General features: G+C 68.3%; 12 protein-coding genes. 4 read left to right on the forward strand and 8 right to left on the reverse strand.

The annotated features are described in order from the left end of the window. The 4 genes from G3O06_RS43710 to G3O06_RS43725 all read left to right on the forward strand — a co-directional run. Positions 1–1,160, forward strand: a 1,160-nt coding sequence (locus G3O06_RS43710; RefSeq protein ID WP_241020543.1) for an FtsX-like permease family protein, incomplete at its 5' end; no start/stop codon positions are given. Positions 1,161–1,203: 43 nt separating this feature from the next. Continuing rightward, positions 1,204–1,614 carry a group II truncated hemoglobin gene (locus tag G3O06_RS43715; protein ID WP_174915861.1) on the forward strand — a complete coding sequence of 137 codons (411 nt, stop codon included), beginning with the start codon at positions 1,204–1,206 and terminating at the stop codon, positions 1,612–1,614. 106 nt (positions 1,615–1,720) lie between these two features. Next, positions 1,721–2,452, forward strand: coding sequence for an alanyl-tRNA editing protein (locus G3O06_RS43720; protein WP_205819798.1), 732 nt, complete (start codon positions 1,721–1,723; stop codon positions 2,450–2,452). Beyond that, positions 2,449–3,066 (forward strand): DUF924 family protein, encoded by a 618-nt coding sequence (locus G3O06_RS43725; RefSeq protein ID WP_205819799.1) that lies wholly within the window; start codon positions 2,449–2,451, stop codon positions 3,064–3,066. Before G3O06_RS43720 ends, G3O06_RS43725 begins: the two co-directional genes overlap by 4 nt. Positions 3,067–3,246: 180 nt before the next feature. On the opposite strand, the gene G3O06_RS43730 is transcribed toward G3O06_RS43725, so the two are convergent. The 8 genes from G3O06_RS43730 to G3O06_RS43765 form a co-directional block, all read right to left on the reverse strand. After that, complete coding sequence (locus G3O06_RS43730) at positions 3,247–5,139, reverse strand: glycosyl transferase (protein ID WP_205819800.1); 1,893 nt, start codon at positions 5,137–5,139, stop codon at positions 3,247–3,249. A 229-nt stretch (positions 5,140–5,368) separates the two neighbouring features. Further along, on the reverse strand, positions 5,369–6,130 hold the full coding sequence (locus tag G3O06_RS43735) for an SDR family oxidoreductase (protein WP_174915865.1): 762 nt from the start codon (positions 6,128–6,130) through the stop codon (positions 5,369–5,371). Positions 6,131–6,152: 22 nt separating this feature from the next. After that, a complete protein-coding gene (locus tag G3O06_RS43740; protein ID WP_166960709.1) occupies positions 6,153–6,734 on the reverse strand; it encodes a TIGR00730 family Rossman fold protein in 582 nt (193 codons plus the stop codon). Beyond that, on the reverse strand, positions 6,731–7,489 hold the full coding sequence (locus G3O06_RS43745; protein WP_174915866.1) for a TetR/AcrR family transcriptional regulator: 759 nt from the start codon (positions 7,487–7,489) through the stop codon (positions 6,731–6,733). The genes G3O06_RS43740 and G3O06_RS43745 overlap by 4 nt, the downstream gene beginning before the upstream one ends. Before the next feature lie 208 nt (positions 7,490–7,697). Then, entirely contained in the window at positions 7,698–8,234 is a 537-nt protein-coding gene (locus tag G3O06_RS43750) for a diacylglycerol kinase (RefSeq protein WP_174915867.1), read from the reverse strand. Next, positions 8,231–9,265 carry a glycosyltransferase family 1 protein gene (locus tag G3O06_RS43755; protein WP_205819801.1) on the reverse strand — a complete coding sequence of 345 codons (1,035 nt, stop codon included), beginning with the start codon at positions 9,263–9,265 and terminating at the stop codon, positions 8,231–8,233. Before G3O06_RS43755 ends, G3O06_RS43750 begins: the two co-directional genes overlap by 4 nt. A gap of 29 nt (positions 9,266–9,294) precedes the next feature. Next, on the reverse strand, positions 9,295–10,233 hold the full coding sequence (locus G3O06_RS43760) for a UDP-2,3-diacylglucosamine diphosphatase (protein ID WP_174915869.1): 939 nt from the start codon (positions 10,231–10,233) through the stop codon (positions 9,295–9,297). 225 nt (positions 10,234–10,458) lie between these two features. After that, entirely contained in the window at positions 10,459–10,965 is a 507-nt protein-coding gene (locus G3O06_RS43765) for an RDD family protein (RefSeq protein ID WP_174915870.1), read from the reverse strand. Positions 10,966–11,065 lie beyond the last annotated feature (100 nt).

The raw sequence follows: 11,065 nt of genomic DNA on the forward strand, positions 1-11,065 counted from the left end.
TGCGCAACGCGCGCGTGGCCGCGGGCGTCGGCTGGCGCTACGCGCTCGCGTCGCTGCACCGGCGAGGCACGGCCAGTGCGCTGCAGATCACCGCACTCGCGCTCGGCCTGATGTGCCTGCTGCTGATCGCGATCACGCGCAACGACCTCGTCGCGGGCTGGCGGCAGTCGACGCCGCCCGATGCGCCGAACCAGTTCCTGATCGACATCCAGCCCGACCAGCGCGCCGACGTTGCGGCCTACCTGACCGCGCACGGCGTGCGCGACGCGGTGCCCGCGCCGATGGTGCGCGGCCGCCTCGTCGCGATCAACGGCAAACCGGTGAATCCGGACGCGTACCCGTCCGACGAGGCGCGCCGGCTCGTCGACCGCGAGTTCAACCTGTCATATACGACCGAGCTGCCGTCCGACAACCGGATCGTCGAAGGCGACTGGTTCGGCACCGCCGCCACGCCGCAGATTTCGATCGAGGCCGGCCTTGCGAAGACGCTGAGCGTGAAGCCGGGCGACATGCTGCGCTTCGACGTGACGGGGCTAACGGTCGACGCGCCGATCACGAGCGTGCGCAAGCTCGACTGGGGTTCGTTCCGCGTCAATTTCTTCGTGCTGATGCCGCCGCCGGTGCTGAAGGATTTCCCGGCCGTGTACCTGACGAGCTTCCATTTGCCGGCGTCTGACGCCGTGCTGCTCGATCCGCTGATTGCGCGCTACCCGAACCTGACCGCGATCGACGTCGCGCCGATCCTCGCGCAGTTGCAGCGGATGATGCTGCAGGTGGTCGGTGCGGTGCAGTTCCTGTTCGCGTTCACGCTCGCGGCCGGCGTGCTCGTGCTGTACACGGCGCTTGCCGGCACGCGCGACGAGCGCGTGCGCGAGGCCGCGCTGTTGCGTGCGCTCGGCGCGTCGCGCGCGCAGGTCAATACGGTGCAGCGCGCGGAGTTCGTCGTGGTCGGCGCGCTGGCCGGTGCGCTGGCGTCGGCGGGCGCGATCGCGGTTGGCTGGGTGCTCGCGTCGCGCGTGTTCGACTTCCAGCTCGCCGTCGATCCGTGGCTCGTGCCGGCCGGCATCACGGCGGGTGTCGTGTGCGCCGGTGCAGCCGGCTGGCTGAGCCTGCATAATGTGTTGCGGCGCCCCGCGCTGCAGTCGCTGCGCGACGCATGAGCGTCGCCGGCGGCCCCGAAGATCCCGTTTTCCGACTATCCGTATGACCGATGTGAATGATGATGCGCCGTCGCAGCCGACGGCGTTCGAGCTCGTGGGCGGCGAAGCCCGCGTGCGCGAAATGGTGGACCGCTTTTACGACCTGATGGACCTCGAACCCGAGTTCGCGCAGATTCGCGCGGTTCATCCGGCGTCGCTCGACGGTTCGCGCGACAAGCTGTTCTGGTTCCTGTGCGGGTGGCTCGGCGGCCCCGACCACTACATCAGCCGGTTCGGCCATCCGCGGCTGCGCGCGCGGCACCTGCCGTTCCCGATCGCGTCGGTCGAGCGCGACCAGTGGCTGCGCTGCATGGCGTGGGCGATGGACGACATCGGGCTGCCCGAGCCGCTGCGCGAGCGGCTCATGCATTCGTTCTACGACACGGCCGACTGGATGCGCAACCGGCCCGGTTGATCGACCGGTACGCCGCCGCACGCGCACGGGACGATCTGCGTCTGGGCGCGCGCACCGCACGGCGCGACACTGGCCGCTTCCCCCCAATCGATACGAGGCTCGCCCGATGACGACACAAGCGCTGTTTCGCGAAGACGCGTACCTCACGCAATGCGACGCGGTCGTCCTGGCCGTCGGCGACGACGGCATCCGGCTCGACCGAACCGTGTTCTATCCGCTCGGCGGCGGCCAGGCCGGCGACACCGGCACGCTGACGCTGTCCGACGGCAGCACGATCGCGATTGCCGATACGCGCAAGGCCAGGTTCGACGGCGCGACGCCCGATGATGCCGTGCACGTGCCCGCACCGGGGCAGGAGGCGCGCGTCGCGGCGCTCGCAGCCGGCACGCGCGTGGTCGCGGAGATCGACTGGCTACGCCGCTACCGCCACATGCGCCTGCATACGGCCGCGCACCTGATGTGCGCGGTGCTGCCGTACGCGGTCGACGGCTGCAGCGTGACGGCCGACTACGTGCGCCTCGATTTCGCGACGTCCGACGCGATCGACCGCGACGATGTCGAGCAACGCCTCGCCGGCCTGGTGGTCGGCGCGCACCCGGTCACGACCGAATGGATCACCGACGACGAGATGGCCGCGCGGCCGGACCTCGTGCGCACGATGAGCGTGAAGCCGCCGATGGGCCTCGGCCGCGTGCGGCTGCTGCGCATCGAGCAGGTCGACCTGCAGCCGTGCGGCGGCACGCATGTGCGCAACACGGCCGAAATCGGCGAGCTGCGGGTCGCGAAACTGGAAAAGAAGAGCGCGCGCACCCGGCGCCTCGTACTGGAGTTTGCATGACGATTGACACCACCCACGCGGGCGCGGCGGCGCTCGATCCGCAAGCGCGGGAGATTCTGGATTTCTGGTTCGGCGAGCCGGGCTCGGCCGAATTCGGGCAGGACCGCAAGGTCTGGTTCAACGGCGGCGCGGCGTTCGACGACGTGCTGCGCACGCGTTACGGCGCATTGCTCGACGCCGCGTGCGACGGCGCATGCGATCACTGGGCGGGCTCGCCGTCGGGGGCGCTTGCGTTGATCGTCGTGCTCGACCAGTTCTCGCGCAACATCCATCGCGGCACGCCGCGCGCGTTTGCCGCCGATCCGAAGGCGCTTGCGCTCGCGCGCCGCGTCGTCGCGGCCGGCTGGGACGTGCAGTTGCCGAGCGGGCATCACCGCGCGTTTGCGTATTTGCCATTCGAGCACGACGAGTCGGTCGACAGCCAGCGCGAGGCCGTGCGCCTGTGCGCGGGCATCCGCGACGAGGCGGGTTGCGAGAGCTATCACCGCTTCGCGTTGCTGCATGCGGCCGTCGTAGAGCGCTTCGGCCGCTTTCCGCACCGGAACGCGATTCTTGGTCGTACGTCGAGCGACGAGGAGACGGCGTTTCTTCGCGAGCCTGGTTCGTCGTTCTGAAGATCCGGGCCTTGGCGTGACGCGGGAAGGGGCGGGCCCGCAGCATCGCGGGCACCGTGTCAGCCGGGAGCGCCGTACGGCGGCGCGGATGGCCCGGTGGGGGGGCGCTGCTCAGGCGATGGAACTCATTGCTCCACGCCAGGCACGCGGGCAGGCACGACGGTGCGTCGTGCTCCCGTATTACTGCAGGTGCTGTTCAGGCGTGCGCACGTACACGCGCAGCAGTTCTTCGTTGTCGCCCGGGCGCGCGCCCGTCCAGAACAGTTTCCATTCGCTGCCGGGCGCCGGATCGACGGCCCGTACGCCCTGGACGATCATCCAGGTGCAGCGCGTCGTCTTCGCGTCGGCGATCGGCGTGTGCTGGATGCCGGAGAAGTAGTACAGCATCGGCGCTTCCGATTCGCCGAGCCCGTGCAGGCTCGCCATGCAGTCGCCGTCGTTCCATTCGAGCGCGAGATGCGCATTCAGGTCGTCGAACACCGAGCGATAGCTCTTCGCGACGTCGAGCCACGGCAGCAGCAGCGTGTAAATGAGCCCCCATGCGACGAGTGCGCCGGCGCCCCACGACAGTGCGCCGCGCCAGAGGCCCGTCGTGCGCAGCTTCGGCAGCAGCGTCAGCCAGCCGACCGTCAGCGCGAGCGCACCGATCACGAGCGCGGGTTCGATCGGCATCGTCCAGTCGAGCGGCAGCCAGCGGCCGAGCAGTGCGAGATCCGCACGCGACGCGGCCGGATCGGCCATCACCGCCCAGACTGCCCACGCGAGCGCGGCGACCGTGCCGAACAGGATGCGGCTCAGGTAATCCCACGCGAGATGCAGCCGGCGCGGCAGGCGTTCGACGGCCTGCGCGGCGACCAGCGCGAGCGGGGCGAAGAACGGCAGGATGTAGAGCTGGCGCGACGTCGCGGATACTTGCAGCACGGTGAGCCCGACGGCCACGAACATCACGGGCAGCGCGATGCGCGGCGTGCGCCAGTCGCGCCACGCACCGCGCGCGAGCGCGACGATCGCGAGCGGCGCGACCGGGAAGCCGACGAGCAGGAACGCGCGCAGGATGAAGAACGGCTTGTCGTTTTCCGCGCCCAGTTCGGGGACGGAGAAACCGAAGAAGCGGCCGACGTTGTTATCCCAGAACCACGTCATGAACAGCGTCTCGGAGCGCAGGAACAGCGCGGTCGGCCAGACGAGCGCGAATGGCGCGAACACGAGCGCGGCGACGCCGAGCGAGCGCGCGAACGAGCGGGTGCGGCAGGCCGGATAGAGCACCAGCGTGCCGACGAGCGTGGCCGCGAACACGAGCGGCACGAACAGCCCCTTCGTCATCAGCGCGATGCCGACGCCCGCGCCGAAGAGCAGCGCCGCCCAGCGGCCCGACGGCCGGACCTGCAGCCCGTGCCGCATCTGCTGCGCACGCGCGACGTGCTGCATCACGAGTTCGATCAGCCCGCAGAAGCCGATCGCCGTACCGGCGAACAGCGCGACGTCGGTCATCATGTCGTGCATATGCTTGATGACGACGAGCGTGCCCGCGCTCAACACGACGGGACCGATCACGCGCAGGTCGAACCAGGAGTCCGCGCGGCTGGTGACGCGCGCCGCGCGCGCGATGAAGCCGAACGCAAGCGCGGTGAACAGCGCGCTCGCGAGCCGCGCCGCGTCGTGCAGCGGCATCACGCGCTGCAGCAGCCATGCGAGGCTGGTCGCGACCCACGCGTAGAGCGGCGGCTTTTCCATGAACGGCAAGCCGGCATTGGTCGGCACGACGAAATCGCCGGTCTCGAGCATGTGCTGGATGATGCCGAACGTGTAGGTTTCGTCCTGCTTCCACGGATCGTGACCGAGTACGCCAGGCAGCGTATACGCACAGATCAGCGCGGCGACGAACAGCCACGCGCGCCAGCCGAGCAGGCGCGTGCGGTCGCGCGTGGTGCTGGTTGCGGCAGTCGAGGCGGCGACGGGCGTGCCGGCAGCGTCGAGCGTTGCAGTGAGGTCGGCGTCGGCGGTCGAGCGGGTGTGCTGGGCCGGAGCGGGCACAGTCGTGCGTCGCCGGCTGGGCGCTGCGGTTCCAGGCATGGAAAAGATCTCGGGTCGAGTCGAGCCGGTCCGGCGACATGGGCAGGACCGATTGGGGTCGCATCAAGGCGTAACGGACGAGTGTTTATGACACCTGTCTGAATGCCCGCTAGTAGACCACGGAATTGTTACGGTGGTTTACCGTTCGTGTCACGGAATTGTGGAGATTTGTGGTGTCGTGACGACGGGTTGTTGTGGGCGGCGGCTTTTGATGCACCGCAGTGGGGAATTACCGGCCGCCGCCGACGTCGAGCAGGGCGCCCGTCGTGTAGGACGCCGCATCGCCGAGCAGCCAGACGATCGCTTCGGCGATCTCCTGCGCTTCGCCTGCACGGCCGAGCGGCGTCGTTGCGCCGAGACGGGCGGCACGGCCAGGCTGGCCGCCGCTCGCGTGAATTTCGGTTTCGATCAGGCCGGGGCGTACCGCGTTGACGCGCACGCCGTGCGGGCCGAGTTCCTTCGCCAGGCCGATCGTCAACGAGTCGACCGCGCCTTTCGACCCCGCATAATCGACGTATTCGTTCGGCGAGCCGAGCCGGGAGGCGATCGACGATACGTTGACGATCGCGCCGCCGCGGCCGCCGCGGTCGGTGGACAGCCGGCGTGCGGCTTCGCGCGCGCACAGGTACGCGCCGAGCACGTTGGTGTCGAACATCCGCCGCAGCCGGTCGGCCGGCATGTCGGCGAGCGGCATCGACGGCGCGACGATGCCCGCGTTATTGACGAGCGCGTCGAATCGGCCGAAAGCGGCCGTGACGGTGTCGAACATCGCGACGACGTCGGTTTCGTTAGTGACGTCGCCCGCGACGATGCACGCACGGCCGCCCGCGTCGCGGACGGCCTGTGCGGTGAGTTCGGCCGCCGCCGCGTCGCGCGCGTAGTTGATGCCGACGTCCCAGCCGCGCTCGGCCGCGAGCACGGCGGTCGCGCGGCCGATGCCGCGGCTCGCGCCGGTGATGAGGACGGCCTTGCGGTCGGACGGTGCGGTCATCGCGTGCGGGTTCCGGTGACGGTTACTTGGCCGCGTCGGGCGCCCACTTGTCGTGGACGGGCGGCTGGTAGCGACGGAGTCGCTCGATCAGTTCGACGGGTTCCGATTCGACGCACAACGCGTCGAAATAGGCCGGACGCATGAAGCCCTCGTCGACCGTGTGGCGTAGCAGCGCGATCAGCGGATCGTAGAACGAATCGATGTTGTAGAGCGCGACGGGCTTGCGGTGATAGCCGAGCTGCGCCCACGTGTAGACCTCGAAGAGCTCCTCGAGCGTGCCGGCGCCGCCGGGCATCGCGACGAACGCGTCGGAGAGGTCGGCCATCATTTTCTTGCGATGGTGCATGTCGGGCACGACGTGCAGTTCCGACAGGCCCGTATGGCCGACTTCCTTGTCGACGAGCAGTTCGGGGATCACGCCGACCGCCCGGCCGCCGACCGCCATCACTTCGTCGGCGATCACGCCCATCAGGCCGACCCGGCCGCCGCCGTAGACGAGCGTGAGGCCCGCGTCGACGAGCGCGCGGCCGAATGCGCGCGCGGCGTCGGCATAGACGGGCCGCACGCCGGACGACGAGCCGCAGTAAACACAAACTGCCTTCATTGCTTGGAATCCTTGGCGGGAGCCTGCCCAACGGCGACCGGGCTGCCGGCGGGGCGCGGCGAACCGTCGCGCGGCGGCAGGTAGTCGGTGAACTGGCGCTTCGGCAGCTTGCCGGAAACCAGGTCGTCGAACAGCTGGCGCGAACGGCCGCGCAGGTACGGCGCCATCACGGAGATCACGTGCATGCTGACCTGGTGCAGTTCCTCGCGGATCGCGTCCTGGTCGTTGTACTTGCGCGGATGCATCACGTATTGATACGACAGCCAGTACGTCGAAATGACGGCCATGTTGGTGGCGATGACCTCGATCTCGGCGGGCGTCGCGACCATCTCGGCGTCGGACACGAGCAGCTCGCACATGTCGCGCGCGAAGCGCACCTTGTGGCTGATGATCTGCTTGAAGTGCGTCTCGAGCGTGCGGTTGCGGGCGAGCAGGTCGTTGAGGTCGCGATACAGGAACCGGTAGGTCCACATGAAATCGGCCATGTACTGCAGGTACGACCAGGTTTCGTCGATCGTCGGACGATGATCTTCGGGAAAGCGCAGCCGCCGTTCGATCTGCTGCTCGAACTGCGCGAAGATGCTGTTGATGATGTCGTCCTTGTTGCGGAAATGGTAGTACAGGTTGCCTGGACTGATTTCCATTTCCTCGGCGATCGTCGTGGTCGTGACGTTCGGCTCGCCGATCTCGTTGAAGAGTTTCAACGACAACTCGAGAATCCGTTCGCGGGTGCGGCGGGGAGGTTTCGCTTCCATGTCGTCCGGCCCTGTGTGTGCCGGACTGGCGGGCGCTGCAATCGATGCTGCGTGATTCGTCCGGCGCGGGTTGCTGTTCTATGTCTAGCGGACGATTATAAACCGGGGTTTCGCCACATCGGGGCATTTCGTATTCATAGCCCCCGCGCGGCGCATGGTGCAGCGCCGCATGCGGGCAGTGCGCCGGGGGCCCCCGCGGGGCCAGCGTCTAGAAGCCGAGCCAGCGTGCGACGACCGGTCCGAGCACGAAGCCCCACGTCGTCACGCATGCGAACAACGCGACCGTCACGGCTGCGCTGCCGAGGTCTTTCGCGCGCTTGGAGAGTTCGTGGCGCTCGAGCGAGATGCGGTCGATCGCGGCCTCGACGCTCGAGTTCAGCAGCTCGACGATCAGCACGAGCAGCACCGATGCGATCAGCAGTGCGCGCGATGCGGCGGGCACCGGCGCGAACGCGCCGATCGGGAGCATCAGCGCGGCGAGCGTGAGTTCCTGGCGAAACGCGCTCTCCTCGCGGATCGCGACGCGAAAGCCGTTCAGCGAATGCTTGAGGGCGTACCACGCGCGCGTGATGCCGCGATGGCGCTTGTACGGGTTCGGCGGAAGCGGCGACAACTGATCGTCGGGGCCGAGCGGCTCGTGCGCGTGCACGTCCGCATCGGCATGCGGCTCTTCCTCGTCGAACGGGCGGTGCCGTTGCGGCGTTGCGTCGGGGGGCGGGGTCTTGTCGTTCAGGTCTCGTTTCAAACGGCGGCACCTTCTGCTGGCGAGTACGCGGTCTTCGGCAGCGGCTTGAGATGCGACGCGAACTGCTCGGATGCCGCGCGCCACGAGAACCGTTCGGCCCACGCGCGCGCAGTCGTGCGTTCGATCTTCAGCGCCTCGAGACAGGCTTCCTGCAGGTCCTCGTGCATCGCGCCGGCGTCGCCTTCGCCGAGCACGTCGATCGGGCCCGTCACGGGATACGCAGCAACCGGCGTGCCGCAGGCGAGCGCCTCGAGCAGCACGAGGCCGAACGTGTCGGTGCGACTCGGGAACACGAACACGTCGGCCGCAGCATACACCTTCGCGAGCTCGGCCTGTGACAGCACGCCGAGATAGTTCGCCTCCGGATAGCGCGACTTCAACTCCGCGAGCGCGGGACCTTCGCCCGCGACCCACTTCGAGCCGGGCAGGTCCAGGCGCAGGAACGCTTCGACGTTCTTCTCGATCGCGACGCGGCCCACGTACAGGAAGATCGGCCGCGCGGTATTGAGCACTTTCGACTCCATCGGCCGGAACACGTCGAGGTCGACGCCGCGGGTCCACAGCACGACGTTCGTGAAGCCGAATTTCTCGAGATCCTGCTTGACGATCGGCGTCGGCGCCATCACGGCGAGCGACGGGCCGTGGAACCAGTGCAGGAAGCGGTAGGTCGCGGCGAGCGGGACGCCGAAGCGCGCCTGCACGTACTCGGGAAAGCGCGTGTGGTACGCGGTGGTGTACGGCAGCTTGTGCGTGCGCGCGTAACGTCGCGCGGCGAGGCCGAGCGGGCCTTCGGTCGCGATGTGCAGCGCGTCGGGCGCGAACGCGTCGATCCGCGCGCGCAGCTTGCGGTACGGCAGGATCGACAGGCGGATCTCGGGGTACGTCGGGCAGGGCACCGTGCGGAATTCCAGCGGCGTCAGCATCTCGACGCGGTGGCCGAGCGCGGTGAGTTCGCGCGACGTGCTCTTCAGCGTGCGCACGACGCCGTTGACCTGCGGTTCCCACGCATCGGTGACGATCATGATCTTCATCGCGGCTTTGTCCTGTAAGTAGGGGTGTGTCAGGCAGTGGCCTTGGCCTTGCGCGACGTGGTCTCCGACGGTTCGGTGCGCATCACCGTCCAGTAGACGATCTTCAGTTCGCCTTCCATCGTTTCGACGAGCGCGGACAGGCTTTCGACCCAGTCGCCGTCGTTGCAGTACAGCACGCCGTCGATGTCGCGGATCTCCGCCTTGTGGATGTGGCCGCACACGACGCCGTCGCAGCCGCGGCGGCGCGCCTCGTCGGTCATCACGGTCTCGAACTGCGAGATGAAGTTGACGGCGTTCTTGACCTGGTGCTTCAGGTACTGCGACAGCGACCAGTACTGGAAGCCGAGCCGGCTGCGGATCCGGTTGAACCAGCGGTTCAACACGAGGATCAGCGTGTAGAGCGTGTCGCCGAGATACGCGAGCCACTTCGCGTGCTGGATCACGCCGTCGAACAGGTCGCCGTGCACGATCCACAAACGTTTGCCCGCGAGCGTCGTGTGGAACGCCTCGCCGCGCACCTGGATGTCGCCGAACGCGAGGTCGCAGAACTGCCGCGCCCCTTCGTCGTGGTTGCCGGGGATGTAGACGACCTGCGTCCCCTTGCGTGCCTTGCGCAGGATCTTCTGCACGACATCGTTGTGCGCCTGCGGCCAGTACCAGCCCTTCTTCAACTGCCAGCCGTCGATGATGTCGCCGACGAGGTACAGGTACTCCGAATCGTTGTGGCGCAGGAAGTCGAGCAGGTACGGCGCCTGGCAACCGCTCGAGCCGAGGTGGATGTCGGACAGCCAGATCGTGCGGTAGCGATGGGCAGACGAGTCGGGGTCGTCATGCTGCGCGGTGTGCCCGGCTGGCGGTTCATGCGACACCAGCCCGTCGGTTGCGGCAGAACCGGACAGGAAGGCGGTGGCGGCGCGGGCGCCGATGGGGTGACGGAACAGGGAGGTCGCGGACGTTTTCTGGCCCATGCATGACTCGCGCCGGTTGACATTACCGGCATTCCGCCATGCGGGCATGACTGTGCCGTGACAGTCACGAGACGTTCTTATTACGACCGCTGTAGGGTGTTTAGCAGTGAATGACGGGGCGTTGTGTAACCTGGCGTACGGAACGGCTGACCGTTGTCCGGCAAGGCTGTCCGGCCGGGCGGGCGTCGCCTCGGCGAGGTGTTTTCGTCAGGCGAATATAGTGCGTCAGCGTGGTATCGCGACGACGCGCGTGCGTGCGATCCGGTCGTGCGGAAACTGGCGGCCGGCATGGAGCCGGGCGGCGCCGGCCCATACGACGATCCACGCGGCGGTGAGCGCGAGCGTGACGGGTACCGGCAGGCCAAGGAGCGGATGCAGCGCGAGCGGCGGCAGGAACCACAGCCAGCCGAGTGCGTAGCGCACGAGCGCGTGGCCTGCGCTCAGCGGCCGGCCGCTCGACGATTCGAGCCGCAGCCGCCAGGTCTTCATCGGCAGCGTCTGGCCGCCGTGGGTCCAGAACCAGACGAAGTACGCGCCGACCACGAGCGCGATCCAGGCGGCGAGCAGGTTGTGATGGACGAGGCCGTTGCGTTGTTGCGTCGCGAGGCTGAACGCGAGCCCGGCGAAGAACACCACGCCGAACAGCAGCACGCCCTCGTAGAGCAGCGCGGCGAGACGCCGCCGCACGGACGGCACGGCGGCCGGGGTTTCAGGGGCGCGGGCGTTTGCCACGGGCGCTCAGGAGCCCTTGAACAGCGAGGGTGCGTCGGCGGGCGACACCGGCGCCACGGCAGCCGGTGCGGATGCGGTGCCGGCCGTCGACGACGCGGGC

Origin of the sequence: Burkholderia sp. Ac-20345, from assembly GCF_017104825.1 — a bacterium.
GTDB lineage: Bacteria > Pseudomonadota > Gammaproteobacteria > Burkholderiales > Burkholderiaceae > Burkholderia > Burkholderia lata_B.

Coding starts and splice junctions, on each gene's coding strand:
- G3O06_RS43740 (WP_166960709.1), bottom strand. CDS start 6,734: ATGAAGGCAGTTTGTGTTTACTGCGGCTCGTCGTCCGGCGTGCGGCCC.
- G3O06_RS43725 (WP_205819799.1), top strand. CDS start 2,449: ATGACGATTGACACCACCCACGCGGGCGCGGCGGCGCTCGATCCGCAA.
- G3O06_RS43715 (WP_174915861.1), top strand. CDS start 1,204: ATGACCGATGTGAATGATGATGCGCCGTCGCAGCCGACGGCGTTCGAG.
- G3O06_RS43730 (WP_205819800.1), bottom strand. CDS start 5,139: ATGCCTGGAACCGCAGCGCCCAGCCGGCGACGCACGACTGTGCCCGCT.
- G3O06_RS43735 (WP_174915865.1), bottom strand. CDS start 6,130: ATGACCGCACCGTCCGACCGCAAGGCCGTCCTCATCACCGGCGCGAGC.
- G3O06_RS43760 (WP_174915869.1), bottom strand. CDS start 10,233: ATGGGCCAGAAAACGTCCGCGACCTCCCTGTTCCGTCACCCCATCGGC.
- G3O06_RS43720 (WP_205819798.1), top strand. CDS start 1,721: ATGACGACACAAGCGCTGTTTCGCGAAGACGCGTACCTCACGCAATGC.
- G3O06_RS43755 (WP_205819801.1), bottom strand. CDS start 9,265: ATGAAGATCATGATCGTCACCGATGCGTGGGAACCGCAGGTCAACGGC.
- G3O06_RS43745 (WP_174915866.1), bottom strand. CDS start 7,489: ATGGAAGCGAAACCTCCCCGCCGCACCCGCGAACGGATTCTCGAGTTG.